The 18435-nt window shown below is 43.0% G+C and carries 22 protein-coding genes; 17 read left to right on the forward strand and 5 right to left on the reverse strand.

The features are described 5' to 3' along the window. Window positions 1-7 precede the first annotated feature (7 nt). The 3 genes from CCS02_RS20480 to CCS02_RS20490 are packed head-to-tail and all read left to right on the forward strand — an operon-like array spanning window position 8 to window position 1824. Window positions 8-877, forward strand: coding sequence for a chemotaxis protein CheW (locus CCS02_RS20480; protein WP_100637558.1), 870 nt, complete (start codon window positions 8-10; stop codon window positions 875-877). Window positions 878-913: 36 nt separating this feature from the next. After that, the gene (locus CCS02_RS20485; protein WP_012071089.1) at window positions 914-1405 is read left to right on the forward strand and encodes a chemotaxis protein CheW; all 492 of its coding nucleotides are present in this window, start codon (window positions 914-916) and stop codon (window positions 1403-1405) included. 14 nt (window positions 1406-1419) lie between these two features. Further along, a complete protein-coding gene (locus CCS02_RS20490; RefSeq protein ID WP_072841274.1) occupies window positions 1420-1824 on the forward strand; it encodes a DUF2802 domain-containing protein in 405 nt (134 codons plus the stop codon). On the opposite strand, the gene CCS02_RS20495 is transcribed toward CCS02_RS20490, so the two are convergent. After that, window positions 1815-2063, reverse strand: coding sequence for an EscU/YscU/HrcU family type III secretion system export apparatus switch protein (locus CCS02_RS20495; RefSeq protein ID WP_072841275.1), 249 nt, complete (start codon window positions 2061-2063; stop codon window positions 1815-1817). The two genes, CCS02_RS20490 and CCS02_RS20495, sit on opposite strands and share 10 nt — an antisense overlap. Then, entirely contained in the window at window positions 2063-3721 is a 1659-nt protein-coding gene (gene fliK / locus CCS02_RS20500; protein ID WP_100637559.1) for a flagellar hook-length control protein FliK, read from the reverse strand. The genes CCS02_RS20495 and fliK overlap by 1 nt, the downstream gene beginning before the upstream one ends. A gap of 160 nt (window positions 3722-3881) precedes the next feature. On the opposite strand from fliK, the gene ccmA reads away from it, so the two are divergent. The 12 genes from ccmA to CCS02_RS20560 all read left to right on the forward strand — a co-directional run bounded on the left by ccmA (window position 3882) and on the right by CCS02_RS20560 (window position 14081). Further along, on the forward strand, window positions 3882-4493 hold the full coding sequence (gene ccmA, locus CCS02_RS20505; protein ID WP_100637560.1) for a cytochrome c biogenesis heme-transporting ATPase CcmA: 612 nt from the start codon (window positions 3882-3884) through the stop codon (window positions 4491-4493). Further along, window positions 4490-5152: a heme exporter protein CcmB gene (gene ccmB, locus CCS02_RS20510; RefSeq protein ID WP_100637561.1), complete on the forward strand. Its 663-nt coding sequence runs from the start codon at window positions 4490-4492 to the stop codon at window positions 5150-5152. Before ccmA ends, ccmB begins: the two co-directional genes overlap by 4 nt. Then, complete coding sequence (locus CCS02_RS20515) at window positions 5152-5898, forward strand: heme ABC transporter permease (protein WP_100637562.1); 747 nt, start codon at window positions 5152-5154, stop codon at window positions 5896-5898. The genes ccmB and CCS02_RS20515 overlap by 1 nt, the downstream gene beginning before the upstream one ends. Next, window positions 5888-6064: a heme exporter protein CcmD gene (gene ccmD, locus CCS02_RS20520; RefSeq protein ID WP_100187093.1), complete on the forward strand. Its 177-nt coding sequence runs from the start codon at window positions 5888-5890 to the stop codon at window positions 6062-6064. Before CCS02_RS20515 ends, ccmD begins: the two co-directional genes overlap by 11 nt. Further along, the gene (ccmE, locus tag CCS02_RS20525; RefSeq protein ID WP_100637563.1) at window positions 6064-6531 is read left to right on the forward strand and encodes a cytochrome c maturation protein CcmE; all 468 of its coding nucleotides are present in this window, start codon (window positions 6064-6066) and stop codon (window positions 6529-6531) included. The genes ccmD and ccmE overlap by 1 nt, the downstream gene beginning before the upstream one ends. Window positions 6532-6543: 12 nt before the next feature. Beyond that, window positions 6544-8517: a heme lyase CcmF/NrfE family subunit gene (locus CCS02_RS20530; RefSeq protein ID WP_100637564.1), complete on the forward strand. Its 1974-nt coding sequence runs from the start codon at window positions 6544-6546 to the stop codon at window positions 8515-8517. Window positions 8518-8519: 2 nt separating this feature from the next. After that, complete coding sequence (locus tag CCS02_RS20535) at window positions 8520-9029, forward strand: DsbE family thiol:disulfide interchange protein (RefSeq protein ID WP_100637565.1); 510 nt, start codon at window positions 8520-8522, stop codon at window positions 9027-9029. Next, window positions 9026-9436 (forward strand): cytochrome c-type biogenesis protein, encoded by a 411-nt coding sequence (locus tag CCS02_RS20540; protein WP_072841284.1) that lies wholly within the window; start codon window positions 9026-9028, stop codon window positions 9434-9436. Before CCS02_RS20535 ends, CCS02_RS20540 begins: the two co-directional genes overlap by 4 nt. Then, the gene (locus tag CCS02_RS20545; RefSeq protein WP_232728930.1) at window positions 9433-10626 is read left to right on the forward strand and encodes a tetratricopeptide repeat protein; all 1194 of its coding nucleotides are present in this window, start codon (window positions 9433-9435) and stop codon (window positions 10624-10626) included. Before CCS02_RS20540 ends, CCS02_RS20545 begins: the two co-directional genes overlap by 4 nt. A gap of 65 nt (window positions 10627-10691) precedes the next feature. Continuing rightward, complete coding sequence (gene zipA, locus CCS02_RS20550; protein WP_100637566.1) at window positions 10692-11723, forward strand: cell division protein ZipA; 1032 nt, start codon at window positions 10692-10694, stop codon at window positions 11721-11723. A gap of 102 nt (window positions 11724-11825) precedes the next feature. Then, window positions 11826-13844, forward strand: a complete 2019-nt coding sequence (gene ligA / locus CCS02_RS20555; protein ID WP_100637567.1) for an NAD-dependent DNA ligase LigA — start codon at window positions 11826-11828, stop codon at window positions 13842-13844. After that, window positions 13845-14081 (forward strand): YheU family protein, encoded by a 237-nt coding sequence (locus CCS02_RS20560; RefSeq protein WP_072841287.1) that lies wholly within the window; start codon window positions 13845-13847, stop codon window positions 14079-14081. It abuts the gene before it with no gap. Between the two features lie 16 nt (window positions 14082-14097). Here the strand turns inward: CCS02_RS20560 and cysE are convergent, their stop codons facing one another. After that, window positions 14098-14913, reverse strand: coding sequence for a serine O-acetyltransferase (gene cysE, locus CCS02_RS20565; RefSeq protein ID WP_072841288.1), 816 nt, complete (start codon window positions 14911-14913; stop codon window positions 14098-14100). A gap of 117 nt (window positions 14914-15030) precedes the next feature. Between cysE and CCS02_RS20570 the strand changes: the two genes are divergently transcribed. Then, a complete protein-coding gene (locus CCS02_RS20570; RefSeq protein ID WP_072841289.1) occupies window positions 15031-15360 on the forward strand; it encodes a hypothetical protein in 330 nt (109 codons plus the stop codon). A 95-nt stretch (window positions 15361-15455) separates the two neighbouring features. Here CCS02_RS20570 and mnmC read toward each other — a convergent pair whose 3' ends face one another. Together mnmC and CCS02_RS20580 are read right to left on the reverse strand one after the other, a co-directional pair. After that, window positions 15456-17480: a bifunctional tRNA (5-methylaminomethyl-2-thiouridine)(34)-methyltransferase MnmD/FAD-dependent 5-carboxymethylaminomethyl-2-thiouridine(34) oxidoreductase MnmC gene (gene mnmC / locus CCS02_RS20575; protein WP_100637568.1), complete on the reverse strand. Its 2025-nt coding sequence runs from the start codon at window positions 17478-17480 to the stop codon at window positions 15456-15458. Then, entirely contained in the window at window positions 17470-18021 is a 552-nt protein-coding gene (locus tag CCS02_RS20580) for a peptidylprolyl isomerase (protein WP_100637569.1), read from the reverse strand. Before CCS02_RS20580 ends, mnmC begins: the two co-directional genes overlap by 11 nt. Before the next feature lie 91 nt (window positions 18022-18112). Between CCS02_RS20580 and CCS02_RS20585 the strand changes: the two genes are divergently transcribed. Next, a complete protein-coding gene (locus CCS02_RS20585; RefSeq protein ID WP_072841292.1) occupies window positions 18113-18394 on the forward strand; it encodes a SelT/SelW/SelH family protein in 282 nt (93 codons plus the stop codon). Window positions 18395-18435: the final 41 nt, after the last annotated feature.

Below are 18435 nucleotides of genomic sequence, written 5' to 3' on the forward strand. Positions count from 1 at the left end.
ACAGTTTATGAAAGACACAAAGAGTAAAGAAGCAGTTTTAGTTGGGCCTCAATTAGCTGTCCAGCGTTATCTTGATGATTTATTACAAGAGGCGACATCTGAGCCGTCTGTAGAAGAGTTAGATGAGGCCGAATCTGTTGAACCTGAACCTGTTGATTCTGATTTAGTTGAATCTGAACTGGTTGATTCAGAAGCTGGACTGAGTGAAGAAGAACTTTCAGCTTTAGATGCATCATTTAAGGATTTTGAAGAAGCAATATCGGCTCAAGTTGATGGCTTGTCATTAGATTCTGAAGACGCCAATATTATTCAGCCAGAGCCAGAGCCAGAGCCAGAGCCAGAGCCAGAGCCAGAGCCAGAGCCAGAGCCAGAGCCAGAGCCAGTTAAGAGAATTTCGAGAACAGATCCTTTGCCATGGGCGACAGGTAGATTTGAGTGTTTGCTTTTTTATGTCGGTGGTTTGAAACTTGCGGTACCTTTGGTTGAGTTGGGTGGGATTTTTCAAAGTGGAAGAGATAAGTTAACGTCAATATTTGGACAGCCAGATTGGTTCATGGGCGTTGCGAATGTTGGAGAGTTTAACCTTCGTACTGTTGATACTGCGCGCTGGATAATGCCTAATCATTATGAAGGCGAAATGAAAGACAATTTTAAATTCGTAATACAGCTTGACCGTACTGATTGGGGTGTTGCTTGTGAACGCGTGGCAGAGGCTATTACCTTAGAGCCATCGCAAGTGAAGTGGCGCAGTGATCGAAGTAAGAGGCCTTGGTTAGCTGGTACGGTAATTGATCATATGTGTGCCATACTTGATGTGCAGGGGTTTATAGAATTGTTAGACGACCCCCAAAATGGATTTAAAAACACGCAAAAATAATTGTAATGATCATTTTTTGATCTTTGGAGATGAATAATGGCAACTACTAGCATAGCGTTAAAAAATGCAAATCAGTCAGAAGATCCGATGTTGCAATGGGTGACATTTCGCTTAGAGAATGAAATCTACGGTGTAAATGTTATGCAGGTAAAAGAAGTTCTGCGCTATTCTGAGATAGCCCCAGTTCCTGGAGCTCCTAGTTATGTTTTGGGTATTATTCACTTGCGTGGAACGGTTGTAACCGTTATTGATACTTGTCAGCGATTTGGCTTGCCATCAGGCGAGCTTACAGATTCTACGCGTATCATGATTCTTGAAGTGGAAGGTCATGTTATTGGTATTCTGGTAGATGCAGTATCTGAAGTGGTTTACCTCCGTCAGTCTGAGATTGAGCCATCGCCAAATGTTGGTAATGATGAGTCATCTAAGTTTATCCAAGGTGTTTGTCATAAAAATGATATTTTATTAATTCTTGTCGATCTAGATAAACTGTTATCAGAAGATGAATGGTCTGAAGTAAGTAATTAAGGTAGTTGTACTAAATGGAATCTCAATGGTTATTTAACCTTCTCTTGATACTTCAATTTGTGATCTTGATTGCGGTTGTCGTTTGGGCTTTTCGATTATCGAAACGGCTAGAGCGCATGAAGCAGCATCACGCAGAAGCAGAATTGAATCAAAAAAAGCAAGTGCAAGTACTTGCCTCAGGATCAATAGGGATGGGGCGACGCTTGGTAGCTATTGAGAAAAAATTGAATCTCGCTGTAGAAAAGCAATCTGAAATTTTATCGAAAGAGGGTGGGGTCTCATACAATCGCGCTATGGAGCTTTTGGAAATGGGCGCGACTATTGATGATTTGGTTTCTAAATGCGGTCTTATACGAGCTGAAGCAGAATTGATCAGCTTATTAAAGCAAGAGTCACGTAGGAACTCTGATTACCACTGATGATCTTTGATTTTATGTGCAAAAGCGATCACCTCTGCGACTGCTAGATACAATGATTCCGGTATTTCTTCTCCTAATTCCAAAGTGCTGAGCATTTCTACAAGCTCAGGGCTTTGGTGAAGTAGAACGCCATTCTCCTTCGCAACTGCCAAGATTTTTTCAGCAAGTAAACCATTTCCTTTTGCGACGACTGTTGGTGCTGCGCTAAAGTCATATTTTAAAGCGACTGCTTTTTGCATTATGTTCTCACATCTATTAACGATTGAGTCTTAACAATATTAGTTTTTTCTTTATCGAGTTTAGCTTGAAAAGCGTCTAATCTTTCGATCTCAATGTCTTTGTCTTTTAATTGTTGTTTCAATGTAGACAGATTCTTTTGTAATTTTTGTACCGTTTCTGGGTCTTCTGCGGCAAAGAGTATTCCAACTTTATTTGCTTGGATACTGGCTCTCGCATCGAATCTTCCTGTTTCTTCAAAATCAAACTTTAGTTTTACCAGCCAGCGCCTATCTCGTTTCTCTTGCTCTTCTGAACTTGCGTCTTTATCTATCTCTATTTGTACAAAACTTGGTGATTGACCATGTTTAATTGGTAGTTCTATATGCAAGGGATAGGTTGGAGTGTTGAACTGATTAGGTTCTGAAAAATGCCGTAACTGGCTGGTGGTAATGCGTTCGATTGCATTTGCAATTTGTTCTGTTGGAATACTGCCAAGACGCATAGGGCCAATGCTTTCCTGGGCGTCTTTTAACTTTGTCAGATTGAGTTTTAGGTCGGCGGGTATTTGCGTTTTACTGTCATTAGCCAGTAATGATTCAGAGAATAGCCCGCTTGTTTGAATGGCCTGTTTCATAGCTTCTGGCGAGGTTGTTAGGGCTCCCAACGTTGGCATATTTTGCATCAGCTGTTTAAGCGCTTGTTGCGTTTGCGGTAGCAAGTTCGCATTCGACGTCTCGTTTAGGCTGTGTAATTGTTTGACGAGCTGAGACATATCCCCAAGAGACAACTGCTTCGGTAGGCTTTGTTTAAGTGCTTCTGTTTGAACAGTAGGCGCTGTCGCACTAGTTTTTGCTGGCAACACCTGCATATTGTTATTGGCGTCGACCATGACTCGTACGACATCGCCTTTTTTCAATGGCGTTTGACTAAGAATAGGAAACTCTGTTTTACCATCAGAAACCCTTGCTAGTTGTGGGTTTGATTGGGTGACTGTTGCTGTGGTCGTTTGAATGCTCGTAGCTAGTTGCGGCGTATTCACTGTCAACGGTTGATTGGTTGTCTTGGCCTGAATGTTTGTCGCGGCGAGTTGAGGGGGTACTGTTTGAGGACTCGTTGTCTGAGCACTAGAGGTTTGAGCACTGGAAGTCTGAACGCCAGAAGTCTGGGGCGTTACGGTTGTTGGTTGAGAATTTGCTGTTGTAGAAAGTGGAGCATTACCAGTATTGTTTGTCGCAGGTGTTACTGAGGTAACCGTTAAGTTTACGACACGAGATGCCAGCATAAGATTATCAGCTTGCCTAACTTGAGGTGCATTTTGATTGACGCCCGTTTTGCTGGTTTGATTCTCTACAGGAAGAGTCAGGGAGGCTTGCAGAGAATTGGTTTTATTTAATTTGGCATTTTGGATATCACTAATGTCGATGGGCGCGCCAGTATTAACAAGAGTAAATGGCTGTTGTGCACTGGTTGCATGCAACAGTTGGGCTGGTTTGCCTTGAAAATTAAGAGACTCGCTGCCCTGAAATTTAATCAGGCTGAGATTTTCGATTAGTTTTATTTCACTGCTTAATTTCGCAATTGTTCCTGTGTTGCCTAATATATTATTGCTACTGCTGTTAGTCGCATTGCTCTGCTTGCCTGATGATGCATTAAGCATAGATTGGATGTCAGAGATCATGTAGCCTGCCTGTTGATTAAATAGCCGATTGATTTGTGCTTTTAGAAACGCTTCTCATATAATGTTTGGGCTGTTCGGTATGGTTAAGCCGTACAGTTAAAATAGTGTAGCCAAACAATGTTAACCTTGACCCTTATATCGGCCGAATTGGATAAATCTTTTGCAATCTTCTGCTTCTTTAACAATATCAGACCTTTGGATCGAGCGTGGGGAAAGAGACCTATGTAAAGGGCTTTCTTTTAGTGTTCAGTCTGGTGATGTAGTGCGTATTCTAGGAGAAAATGGGGCAGGTAAGAGTTCTTTGTTAAAAGTCATCGCTGGTGTGCTTTCGCCTCTAGAGGGGCAAATATTGTATTCGGGCGAGGATGTCACCTTAGACAGAAATTCTTTACAGCAAGATGCAATCTATCTAGGTCATTCTATTGGTGTTAAAAGCCTGCTTACTGTTGCTGAAAATCTTCGTTGGTATTGTCCTGACGTTTCTACAAGCATGTTGTATTCGGTGTTAACTCAGTTAGGCCTTATAGATCAGGTCGATGTGCTGGTGAAAAAATTATCCGCAGGCCAAGCTCGACGAGTCGCTTTGGCGCGGTTATGGTTAAATAAAAAAACACTTTGGCTGTTGGACGAACCCTTTGCGTCTTTAGATGTCAGAGGAGTTGCCCTGCTAGAGGAGCGTATTCAACAGCATGTGTTGTTAGGTGGCTTGGTGATATTAACCACCCACCAGGACTTGCTGTCCATTGCTCCTCGTGACGTAGCGTTGTTATGACGTATTCTTCTTTTTTAGCGTCTGAATTTTTGGTGTTGTGGCGTCGTAAACAAGACGTTTTTAATGCGCTGTTGTTTTTCATTATTGTGGTTGCTTTGTTTCCGATAGGGATTAGTTCTTCGCCTGATTTTCTGGCGCCAGCGGCGGCAGGTATCGTCTGGTGTGCTGCGGTATTGGCTATTTTGATGGCTGTAGAAAGTATGTTCAAAGAAGATTATCGAGATGGTTCTTTGGAGCAGCTGGTTGTTAGTGGGTTGTCACTGCCTTTATTAATCTTGCTAAAAGTCGTCGCGCAATGGCTGGCTGTTGTATTGCCTTTGCTTGTTATGATGCCTTTATTAAGTGAAATGTTATATCTGCCAAGATCAGGTTTCTGGGTGTTGATCATGTCCTTACTTGTAGGTACACCTAACTTGTTTTTTATTGGTGTGATTGGTGCGGCTTTAACGGTATCAATAAAACAAGGTGCCATACTGGTAATGTTACTGATATTGCCGTTTTATTTGCCAGTGATTATTTTTTCGACGTTAGCGGTTAAAGCTGCACAAGCAAGTTTGCCTTATTCAGGGTTATTGGCAATGTTGTTAGCTATGTCTTTAATGTCTTTAGTTATATCACCTTTCATGACGGCGATTGCAGTCAAAGCGAGTGTAAACTGATGAGTTGGGCATGGTTTCATAAATTAGGTTCACCTAAGTGGTTTTTTTCTTGGTCTAAATCTTGGCCGTTGCCTGTGTTTTGTTTTGGCTGCTTTTGCCTTGTTATCGGCCTAGTGTGGGGGCTTGCTTTTGCTCCCGCAGATTACCAGCAAGGTAACAGTTTTCGCATTATTTATATTCATGTGCCCGTCGCTATGTTGGCGCAATCTTGTTACTTAGCATTGGGCGTATCAGGTTTTGTGTTTCTTGTCTGGCAGATGAAAATGGCGCCTATTTTTATTAAGGCAATGGCGCCAATTGGCGCGATTATGGCGTTGATCGCTTTGGTTTCGGGTGCCATTTGGGGCAAACCCACCTGGGGAACTTGGTGGGTTTGGGATGCAAGACTTACTTCTGTTCTAGTGTTGTTTTTTCTCTATATGGGCATTATCGCGTTGCAAAACTCTTTAGAGGATCAGGTTCTCGCGAATAAAGCCGCTGCTGTTATTAGTGTCGTAGGGCTGATTAACTTACCCATTATTAAGTATTCGGTGGTGCTGCTGGAAACCTTACACCAAGGGCCGACGTTTACGCTCACTAAAAAGCCTGAAATGCCTGCAGAAATGTGGTTGCCCTTACTCTTTTCAGTGATTGGTTTGTACTGTTTCGTGGCTGCTGTGGTTCTTTGGCGTATGCAGTCTGAGATATTAATTCGCGAACATAGATCGAGCTGGGTGAAACAAGAGGTAATGGAACATGGCCTTTAATAGTTTGTCAGAGTTTTTGATGATGGGAACACACGGCGTTTATGTTTGGTCAGCTTATGGTTTTAGTGCTTTGGCTTTAGTTTGGTTGGTTTGGAATACGCTAGCAACACGCCGCAAAACCCGAGACACGTTACGTAAACGCTTTTTGAGGAATCAAACCCGCTAATGCATTCAGTAAGAAAAAAACGTCTGTTAGTCATAACCGCCATTGTGTTGATATTGAGCGTAGCGGTTGCCTTGGTAATGTATGCCTTGCAGCAGAATATTAATTTATTCTTTTCTCCTTCCCAAATTGCTATGGGTGAAGCGCCACGAAATACCAATATTCGCGCGGGTGGAATGGTAGTGAAAGGCAGTGTTAAACGTAACCCTGACACTTTGGTGGTCGCTTTTGATGTGACTGATTTTCAGCACAAAGTCACCATTAAGTATCGTGGGATTTTACCTGATCTATTTCGAGAAGGTCAGGGCATTGTGGCTCAGGGTAAGCTAAATAATGACGGCGTGTTTGAAGCGACCGAAGTCTTGGCTAAACATGATGAAAAATACATGCCGCCAGAAATCACTGAAGCATTGAAAAATACCCAACGTTCGATGGGCGAGAGCGCAGAGTCCGCGCAATCTACTTATTAATTTAGGCTGTTTATGTTTCCTGAAATTGGTCAATTTTCACTGATATTGTCGTTATTTTTTGCCTTGTCGCTGGCCTCGGTGCCTTTGATTGGTTATTGGAAAGGCAATCGACTGTTGTTGGAAAGCGCTCTGCCATTGACTTTTATTATGTCGGCCTTGGTGTTGGTAAGTTTTGTCACTTTGAGCTTGTCGTTTCTAACGGATGACTTTTCTGTGTTGTATGTCAGCCAGAACTCCAATAGCCAGTTGCCTGTTTGGTACAAATTTAGTGCTTTGTGGGGCGGGCATGAAGGGTCATTATTATTGTGGGTACTTATCTTGTCTGGCTGGTGTTCCGCCGTTGCGTTAAAGATAAGAACTTTACCGGAAGATATCGGGCCCGTGGTTTTATCTGTGTTAGGTATGGTCTGTGTTGGTTTTTTATCCTTCTTGCTTTTTACCTCTTCTCCTTTTGCTCGTTTATTACCGGATGTGCCTGCGGATGGCGGTGACCTGAATCCACTTTTACAGGATTTTGGTTTGATTGTTCACCCTCCTGTTTTGTATATGGGCTATGTTGGCTTCTCCGTAGCATTTGCCTTTGCTATTGCCGCTTTGATTACAGGCAACTTAAATTCTTCTTGGGCGCGTTGGGCAAGACCTTGGACAGCAGCGTCGTGGGCGTTTCTGACTTTAGGCATCACACTGGGAAGTTGGTGGGCGTATTACGAACTAGGGTGGGGCGGCTGGTGGTTTTGGGACCCAGTAGAAAACGCGTCTTTTATGCCCTGGTTAGCGGGAACGGCTTTGTTGCATTCTCTTGCTGTCACCGAGAAGCGTGGTGTGTTTAAAAGCTGGACTGTCTTATTAGCGATTTTTACATTTAGTCTTTCCTTACTAGGAGCATTTTTGGTTCGCTCTGGCGTACTAACTTCGGTGCATTCTTTTGCCGCTGATCCTACTCGCGGTATTTTTATTCTTGCTTTGCTCTTGGTGCTCGTTGGAGGCAGTTTGTTGTTGTATGCCATTCGAGCGGCTGAGGTGCGTTCTACCGTGTCTTTTGGTGTAACAGGACGAGAAGCTTGGTTGCTGCTCAATAACATCCTATTAACGGTTCTGACGTTAACGGTATTATTAGGTACCTTGTACCCTTTAATATTTGATGCGTTAGGGCTGGGTAAAATCTCTGTTGGCGCACCATATTTCAATAGCGTTTTCACACCAATCGCTCTCTTGCTGATGGTTTTTATGGCGGTTGGCCCTTTATCAAAATGGCACCATACGAAATTTAGTGTGTTTTTTAAGGTTTGTTCTATCTCAGCGTGTATCGCTACCTTATCGGCGGGCTTGGTTGTTTATTGTTATGGGTTTGGTTTTATCGCTTGGCTGAGTTTGGCGGTGGCATTTTGGGTGGTGTTCTTATCCTTCTCTGATTGGTTTGGAAAAGTCTCTGCTGGTACAAAAGGGATTATTCTTCGCGCTCGTCAATTACCAAGAAATTACTACGGTATGTTATTGGCGCACCTTGGTATGGTCGTTACCTTGGTGGGGATTGTATTGGTTAGCGTCAATAGCCATGAATCTATGTTGCGATTATCTCCCGGGGATCGAGCAACTATCGCAGGCTATGAATTTCAGTTTGATCAAATGGAACAAGTGAAAGGACCAAATTACGTGGCAAGCAAAGGGCAATTTACCGTCTATAAAGCTGGTAAAGCTGGTAAAGCTGGTAAAGCTGGTAAAGCTGGTAAAGCTGTTGCTGTTCTACATCCAGAAAAGCGTTTTTTTTCAACTCGTCAGCAAGTCATGACGGAAGCAGCATTAGATGCTGGTTTTACTCGCGACTTGTATGTTTCCTTGGGGGAACGACTGGATGATTCCGCATGGGGCGTACGAATTTACGTGAAATCTTTTGTGCGTTGGATTTGGCTTGGCGGTTTGATGATGATGGCTGGTGGTTTGTTGGCTGCGCTAGATAAACGCTATCGAAAACGAGCAGGAGTTTAACTATGCGGAAGTTGCTGTTTTTTATGCCGTTGGCAGTTTTTCTGATACTTAGCGTAGTGTTTTATTTGCAGCTCGGCAAAGATGCTCAGTATATGCCTTCAGCCTTGGTGGGAAAAAAAGTACCCGAGTTCACCTTGGTGTCGTTGCAAGACGATCAGGTTTATACGCACAAAGATTTACCGAATACGCCGTATTTGATTAATTTTTGGGGAACTTGGTGTCCTGCTTGTCATGTTGAACACCCTTTTTTAATGGAGCTGGCAAATTCTGGTGTGCCTATTGTTGGCATCGATTACAAAGATGAGAAAGTGCTTGCGGAGCAATGGTTAGAGCAAAAGGGTAATCCTTATCAAGTCATATTGATGGATGAGATCGGCAACTTTGGCGTTGATATGGGTGTCACAGGCGCACCTGAAACCTTTGTTGTTGATCGTTCTGGTGTAGTGGTTTATCGACATCAAGGTGTGATTAATGCCGAAAATTGGCCTGAAATAAAAGGCTATATGAAATGATGCTTATTAGAGATGTTTTCTTATCTATTGCTGTGCTTCTTTCCTTATCAGTTTTTGCACAGGAGCAAATGACCTTTAGCTCAGAATTGAACAAAACACGTTATCAAAGTTTGGTTGAAGAATTACGTTGCCCAAAATGTCAGAATCAAAACTTGGCAGACTCTGGCTCTGGCATTGCTGTTGACCTTCGTGAGCTTGTCCATCAGATGATAGAGCAAGGTAAAACGGATCAGGAAATTGTTGATTACATGGTGGCGCGATATGGCTCTTTTGTTTTGTATCGTCCACAGCATTCAACTGCAACATTTTTACTTTGGTATGGTCCGTTTATTCTGCTTGGAATAGGGCTTTTGGCTTTTGTTGTAGTGGTGATGGCGAACCGTAAACGACGAGGACGAGATTTATGATGATCGCATATTTGCTGATGGCCACCATGATGGTGATGAGTATTGTCTATCTTTTCGGCTCTATTACTCATCGTTTGGGTAAGTATTCAAATAATAAAGACGATCAAAATATACAAGCGTTTTCTATGGTACGCCGAAAAGAAATCGCGGAAGAAGAGGATGCGGGTCGATTGACTCCGAGCGAATCTTTGCAGTTGTTATCTGATGTAGATTATGAGGAGAATTCTATTGATGGCCGACAAAAACGCTTTTTTCATAATGATATTCTCTTTGCTCGTTGGGTCATGCTTTGTGTAGTAGTTGTTGCCGTTTTGGGTAGTGTGAGTCTGTATCAACAAATTGGTTATTCGAAAGATGTGGCTTTTACACAAGATTTGCAAACGCAGCAACTGACTCCGCAGAAAGTGAGCGATTTTTTAAAATATCGCAGTGCGCGTTATGACAGAGTTGAGGATTGGTATTATTTAGCGACAGATTATGTCGGTGCTGAAAAGTATCAAGAAGCGGTAGTTGCGTTTGAGATGGCATTAGAAAAACTACCGCGCAATGCCGAAAACCGTGTGAACTTATTGGTTGAATACGCTCAAGCTATTTTTTATGCGAATGGGGGCCAAAGTTCCGATAAAATGCTAAAAATTGTTGATGCTATTCTGCAAGTGGCACCAACCCAAGCCACGGCTCTGGATTTGAAAGGTGTGGCTAATTTTGCACAACAAAACTATTTAGGCGCCGTATTAGCTTGGCAAGAGGCGATTCGTTATAGCGTACATTCAACGGAACGCTTGGCGTTATTGTCGGCGATTAGTAAAGCACGAGAATTAGGCCGAATTGATTATCAGCAAGTTGCGCCCATTATTACCGATCAGTTAGTGGTGGAAATTGAATGGGATGCCAGTAAGTTGACATGGAAAAGAGACGATATTTTGCTAGTTTATGCTGTGGTTAAGGGGCAAAAAATGCCAATCGCCATACAAAGAGTATTTCCTGAGGATTTGGGGCAGCCTATTTTGTTAACAAATCTTGACTCCTTAATGCCAACTGTAACCTTGGCGGAAGTTAATAGAGTCGATTTAGTGGTTAAATTGGCGAATATTAATGACAATGATCTTACAAAAGGTCGAATTATCGGTACAAAGCATGGTTTACTTACAAATCGTAAAGAGATTTTCGTAATCAACGTAGCCTTGTAATTGAATCCTAAGCCGCTTCGTTTGATAATACGATCAACATTAATTGATGCAATTCGGAATGAGTAATGGAATTTAGCTTGCGTGAGTGGCTAATCTTGATTGGGGTCGTCATTATTGTCGTTATCCTCATAGATGGATTTCGTCGGTATAAAAAAGGGCAGGAATATGCCCAGGCAGATAATGACTTCTCTGATATAGATGAATCAGATGATGATGCACTAGTGCGTCAAGGCTCTGCCGTTGGGTATAGTAAAGTCTCTTCAAGTGAACGAGTAAAATCGTCACAAGATCCTATCGTTAATGCTTTTGAGAATGCTAGGAAAACGGCAAAATCGCCGTTAGCCGATGTCCCTCATAAAGTTGATTCTGGTCCAGAGCTGGATAGAGGTGAAGAAATGCACCTTGATGAGTTGGCTTCTTTGGTGCCTGAGCGAGATTTTGGCGATTCTGCAGTATCTGAGCAAAACTATTCTGATGATGGCTTTTATGAGCAAGATGATCTTGATTTGGATTTTGCTATAGAGACTAATAATAGCTATGACGGTCATTTTGATGAGGACTATGAACGCAGTTATTCAGAAATTGATATCGATCAAGTGACACCGAATAGTGTGATTGATGGTATTAACGAAGGTGATCAAGAAGACAACAGTATTGCTGAAATAGAAGAAGTCATCGTGATTAATATTTTTGCCCCTGAAGAGCAAAACTTCTCTGGTATGGAGCTGCTTCAGCTTATCTTAAATTGCGGTATGCGCTACGGTGAAATGGATATTTTCCATCGTCATGAAGATGGTTTCGATCGTGGTCGAGTGCAGTTCAGTATGGCAAATGCTATCGAGCCGGGCACTTTTGATTTAGAAACTATGGGAGAAAGCGATTGCTCAGGTGTTAGCTTCTTCATGGGCTTGCCAGGTCCAAAAAATAGCATGAAAGCGTTCGACTTCATGCTTGAAACAGCTCAGACCTTAGTGCGTAACCTAGGTGGGGAGCTGCGTGATGAGCGCCGAACTCCGATGAGTGATCAAACGATTGCTCATTGTCGTCAGCGAATTCGCGATTTTGAGCGCCGCCGATTAATGCGCAACAAACAGTAATGATATCAAGGCCCTAAGGGGCCTTGATTGTTTTGATGTTTATTTTTAATACAAGCCTGCAGAAAATTTCGAGTTTATTTATATATGACCCAAGAGAAAGACATGACGCATCAGCAGATGCTGGACCTGATTCAGCAACTTAACGATTATAGCTATGCTTATCATGTAAAAGACGAACCAATCGTTCCTGATGCAGTATACGACCGTGATTATTGTCAGCTTCAATCTATAGAGGCCGAGCACCCAGAGTGGATTCAAGAGGATTCTCCAACCCAGCGAGTTGGCGAAAAGCCAGACAGCGGTTTTGCTAATGTCGCTCATACTGTTCCTATGTTGTCTTTAGACAATGCCTTTGACAATGAGTCTTTGTCTGATTTTGATCAGCGCATTCGCAAATTACTCAATACCGATCATGTGACGTATTGTTGCGAACCGAAATTAGATGGCTTGGCAATTAGTTTGCGTTATGAAAACGGACGTTTGGTACGAGGCGTGACGCGCGGTGATGGGTTATCTGGTGAAGACATTACGTCGAATATCAAAACGATCTATTCTGTACCTCTGAAACTGCGCACTCAAACGCCGCCAGCAGTATTAGAAGTTCGCGGCGAAATCTATATGCCAAAAGAAGGCTTCGAAAAACTGAATGCCTTAGCGGTTGAACAAGGCGAAAAGACTTTTGTTAACCCTCGTAATGCGGCAGCAGGCAGCTTACGCCAGCTTGATCCTAAGATTACTGCCACTCGTCCCTTGGTGATGTGTGCGTATTCAATTGGTTATGTAGAAGGTTGGGATCAGCCGAAAAGTCACTACGAAGGCCTGCTGAAATTAAGCGAGTGGGGTTTTCGTACCAATGATCTAATGGCAACAGCTGAAGGCGCACAAGGTTGTATTGATTATTACGAAATGCTCAACGAAAAGCGTGCAAACTTGTCTTATGATATCGATGGTATTGTTTATAAAGTTGATCAAATTGCCTTACAGAATCAACTTGGTTTTATTGCGCGTGCGCCACGTTGGGCCATCGCCAGAAAATTCCCCGCTCAGGAAGAAATGACTCGAGTGTTAGGTGTTGATTTCCAGGTGGGTCGTACTGGCGCTATTACACCTGTTGCGCGATTAGAACCAGTATTTGTTGGCGGTGTGACGGTTTCTAATGCAACCTTGCACAACAAAGACGAGATCGCTCGATTAGGTGTAAAAGTGAATGACTTTGTGATTGTTCATCGCGCAGGTGACGTGATTCCTAAAGTCGTTCAGGTAGTTTTAGATAAGCGCCCTGATGATGTGACGGATGTTATTTTTCCAGAAGCTTGTCCTGTTTGTGGCTCGGACTTGGAACAAGTTGAAGGTGAAGCCATCATTCGCTGTACTGGCGGTTTGGTGTGTGGTGCGCAGCTAAAAGAGTCTCTAAAGCATTTTGTTTCTCGTAAAGCGATGGATGTTGACGGCCTTGGCGATAAGCTGATTGAGCAGCTGGTGGATCAGGAACTTGTTAAAACGCCGGTGGATATTTTTACCCTAGTCGAGAAAAAGGACACCTTGTTATCCATGGAGCGTATGGGGCAAAAGTCAGTCGAAAAGCTTCTTGCTTCAATCGAGACGGCAAAGAATACGCAATTTAACCGCTTTATCTACTCCTTGGGTATTCGAGAAGTGGGTGAAGCAACGGCTCGTGCCTTGACCAGCTATTTTACTGAGCTAGATGATTTGATGGCGGCAGATCAAGAAACCTTGGTAGAGGTGGAAGATGTCGGCCCCATTGTAGCTCAACACGTACGTTTGTTTTTTGATCAGGAATTAAATCGAGATACCATTAAAGGCTTGTTAGCTGCTGGTGTTGTTTGGGAGAAGAAGCAGCAAGTTTCAGCTGATGAGTTACCCTTGTCTGGTAAAACCTATGTTGTAACGGGTTCATTAAGCCAATTTAGTCGCGATCAAGTAAAAGACAAGTTGCAATCATTAGGTGCTAAGGTGAGTGGTTCAGTCTCAGCGAAAACAGATTGCTTAGTTGCTGGTGAAAAAGCCGGTTCGAAACTCACCAAAGCGCAGTCTCTTAATGTGCCAGTTATTGATGAAGCGGGTGTCATTGCTTTGCTTAATCAACATGGAGCGATCTAATTGGATACCTTAATACCTTATGATTCATTAGCACCAGATACGCTAGAAACCATTTTGGATGATATTGTGTCGCGTGATGGCACTGATTATGGTGACTATGATTTGTCGGCAGCGCAAAAGCGCGAGCAGGCGCTCAGGTCGTTACGAAACGGGGAAGCTGTGCTGTTGTTTGATACAGAGAGCGAAACCATTAAGATGGTTCCGAAAAGTGATTTAAGTAATTACGACCTCATGTGAGGTCGTAATTTTTTCGTTATTCCACACAATCTCGAACACAATGGTTAATATTGTGATCCATCACTCTCGATGGCTCTTCACCAGTGTTGCGACCTACGATTTTTGCAGGAACACCGGCAACAGTTGTGTGGTGTTCAACAGGTTCTAATACTACGCTCCCCGCACCAATTTTCGCGCCTTCACCGATTTCAATATTGCCAAGAATTTTAGCACCGGCACCAATTAATACACCTGAACGTATCTTAGGATGACGATCGCCGTGCTCTTTACCTGTGCCGCCTAGAGTGACCGATTGCAAAATAGATACGTTGTCTTCAATAACACAGGTTTCACCCACCACAAGGCCTGTGGCGTGGTCTAGCATGACTCCACAGCCTATTGTTGCTGCTGGATGGATGTCGACACTAAATACCATCGACATTTGTCCTTGTAGATACAGGGCTAAGCTCTTGCGATTGTTTTTCCATAACCAGTTTGCTACACGATACGTTTGTAAGGCGTGGAAGCCTTTAAAAAACAGCAGTGGCGTAGTAAATGTATCGCAAGCAGCGTCCCTTTCTTTTATCGCTAAAATATCTTGCTCGATGCATCTGACAATGCCAGAGTTAGTATCTGCCATGGCTTCTTCGAATACTTCTCGTAATACCATAGCGGGAATTGATATGCTGTCTAGCTTGCTGGCGAGTAAAAAACTTAAAGCAGAACACAATGATTCATGGCGTAAGATAGTAGTATTGAAATAGCTGGCCAAAATAGGCTCATCTTGTGCAAGCTTTTTTGCTTCCGCTTGTAAAGATGGCCATAGATTGTCAGAAGTCACGGCATGATGCATTGTTGTACTCAAGGGGTATTCACCTATATCGATTCACGTTTAGAATGTAGGTTATAAGGTTAGGGTTAAACAATACAAGTGGCAATATGAAGATTGCTCAATAAAGATGGAGATAACATGTCTAAAAAAAATGTTGCTGATGCATTGCATATCTTTTATGAATTAAATTCCGCGTTTTCCGATGCCTATTGGGAAACCAACGATATTAATCAGAAAGATCGCTTTTTTGCGATGAAAGGCATATTGCAAGATGAACTTGATGAATTGCATAAATTGAGCCTACAGGACCACGTTTATCCTTATGAGCCAATTAATCCAAGTTTGTTGCAACTGAGCGATAAGCTAAGGGCTTTGTTGCCAGAACTTAATCATTATGTATTCCGTCCTCAAACCTCTAGTCGATTTGTTGAGCTTATTCCAAGTGCTTGTGAGTTGTTTGAATCATAAGAGAATGATGGCGTAAATATCACTGCATTGAGTTTTTTCAGAATTTACTCAATGCAGTGAGTTAAAGAACTATAGGTTTAAGTTCTTGTGCTGTATTAAAGGTTTTGGCTGCGTTTTAGGTCGCGAATGATAAAGCGGCTTGGGTGCAGTTTATGGCTTACCTGTTGCTCTAAAGGAGAAGGAGTGCCAGTGATCAAGCTGGCAATATAACTTCCACTTAATGGCGTAGAAATAAGTCCTCTCGAACCGTGCCCGATATTGATGTAGAGCTGTTTTATAGGCTCTGCAACCTCATTACTTTGCCACTTCGCATTCTTAGTTAAAGTTGAGTAGGCTTGCTGATAAACGTCCTCTGATTGAACCGGTCCAACAATCGGCGTGTAATCTGGCACGGCACATCTGAACGATACTCGTCCACCACAATCCTCACTGTTAAATGTTTCTTTTGGCAATAAAAGCAGGCTTTCTAAAATGGCTAAATTGCGTTTATGCCCTTCTTCTCTTACTTGATCATCTAGGTCTTTTAGATCGTATGTCGAGCCAAAGTGCAGCAAGTTGTTTATCGAAGGGGAAACATAGCCAAACTCACAAAGAACCTTATCGAAGTCTATTTTATCGGTAGACTCACCGATGGCTTGGCAAGCGACTTTGGCTTTTTCAATATCAATAAACGAGACTTGTCCACGAATCGGATAGTCTGGAGTGTTAGGTGTTACTCCTAAAGCTTTTGTATCATTTGCCGTGCATAGCACAACATGCGAAAAGCGTGTTTGTTGGTCGTTAAGTGGAGCTTCTTGATACTTGGGGCGTGCTTGCCAGCCAACGGTTTGGCCACCTGCTTCAACAGCTGAGAGGCTTTCAAGCTTTGTATTTAAACAAACATGAATGTTTTCGTGAGACAAAAGTGTCTCGCAAAGTTTTGTCAGCACAACCCAGCCAGATAGAGGCAAGAGCAAACTGTCTTCTCTGTCTTTGGATGCTTGTAATATGGCTTCTGGATAGAGCTTTTCATCGAGTAGTTTTTGAAAGCGTCCGGCTTCTTTGTCGTGTTTCGGTATTTGTATTAATCCGCAGGCGTCCCAGAATTGTTTGTTTTTATCTAAGCTGGAATATAAACGAGTTGCGTGTAAATAAGCTGATAAATAAAAGCGATTCACTGGCGTATCTTGAGAGGCTAGCTTAGGATAAAGCATGCCTTGTGGATTACCTGACGCACCGCCAGCAATGCAATTACCTTGTTCCCATACTTCTACTTTAATGCCTTGTTTAGCGAGCGCATAAGCGGTATTGGCACCTGCCAATCCAGCACCGACGACCAATACTGTGGTGACTTCTGATGTATTATCTTTACGAAGATTGAACCAAGATTGACCTTGGGACATGCGTTCAGATAACGGCGCAGTTGAGCTATTCAGTTCACCGACCGTCATTTCTCTTTTTTGACCAAAACCTTTTACTTTACGAACATCAAAGCCAACGTTTTTTAAGCCTCTGCGCACAATCCCAGCAGCGGTGAAGGTGGAGAAGGTTGTGCCTTGATGGCTAAGGCGGTGGATATGCTTAAACAGATTGTCTGACCACATTTCTGGGTTTTTGCTGGGAGCAAAGCCATCTAAAAACCAAGCATCAACGTCGGCATCTAACGCAGCGAAGCCATCTTCTGCTTCACCAAACCACAGTGTTAATTGGATTCGGCCTTGCTCTAGCTCCACGCGGTGCAACCCGTGGCAAACTTCAGGGTAAGCGTCGATTAGTTGTTGACTTAAATGGCTTATAGACGGCCACATCTTTAGCGCGTCAGTCAGCATGCTCTTGGTCATTGGGTATTTTTCGACCGAGATAAAGTGCAGCTGTTTATCGCTGGCGGCTTCGGTTAAAAAAGCCTGCCAAGCGCATAAAAAGTTTAATCCTGTGCCAAAGCCTGTTTCGGCAATCACAAAGGCGTTTTTTTGTAGTGACGCCCAACGTTCGCTTAGTTGGTTGTTTTTTAAAAAAACGTGACGTGTTTCTTCCAGCCCTGACTCTTTGTCAAAATAGACATCGTCAAACTGGTTGGAGTGAGGTGCGCCATCCTCACCCCAAGTTAAAGTAGGAGATTCTAATTGGTAACTAGTTAACACGCGTGATGCTCTCGATAATAACAGGTTCGGTCGGAACGTTTTGGTAAGGGCCAACCGTTGATGTTGGTACTGCAGAAATGGCGTCCACAATATCCATACCAGAAGTAACTTCACCAAAAACGGTATAGCCTGCAGCGCCACGAGCGCCATGATTCAAAAAGGCGTTATCGACTTGGTTGATAAAGAATTGTGATGTAGCACTGTTTGGATCTTGAGTCCGCGCCATGGCAAGAGTGCCACGGTTATTAGCTAGTCCATTATCACCTTCATAGGCAACGGCTTTATGGGTTGTCTTGCGCTCTAGGTCTTTGGTAAAACCACCGCCTTGTACCATGAAGCCGCGTATTACTCGGTGGAAAATAGTGCCGTTATAGAAGCCTTCATCGGCATAACGTAGAAAGTTGGCAACAGATTTAGGCGCAGCGTCATCATTTAGATCGACTCGGATTGTGCCTTGATTGGTTAAAATATCGACTTCTGTCGCATATGCTTGTGAACAAAGCGCGAACAGAGCCAAGCTGGTGATAAGATATTTACGCATAGTGCTACTTCCTTATTGAGTGTATGGGCAATAGTATTAGTTGTGTAGTGGCGTTCCAAGACGTCTTGTTAATTTATCGGAGAGAAAGCAAATGCGAACTGCTGCCGTAGAAATTGAATATTGTACCTTATGTCGCTGGATGTTGCGTGCGGCTTGGCTGTCTCAAGAGCTGTTGACAACATTTGATGATGATATAAAAAGCGTTACCTTGATACCAACGCAAGGCGGTATTTTTAAAGTTCGAGTGAATGGTCAGGAAATTTGGTGTCGTAAAGAAGAAGATGGTTTTCCTGAGGCTAAAGTATTAAAGCAGCGAATGAGAGATGTGATCGATCCTGAGCGAGATCTTGGGCACTCGGATGTTAAAAAATAATAAAATAGACTCCACAAAAAAATGCCGCTTCATATTGATAG

Origin of the sequence: Marinomonas sp. ef1 (assembly GCF_002806845.1) — a bacterium.
Lineage (GTDB): Bacteria > Pseudomonadota > Gammaproteobacteria > Pseudomonadales > Marinomonadaceae > Marinomonas > Marinomonas polaris.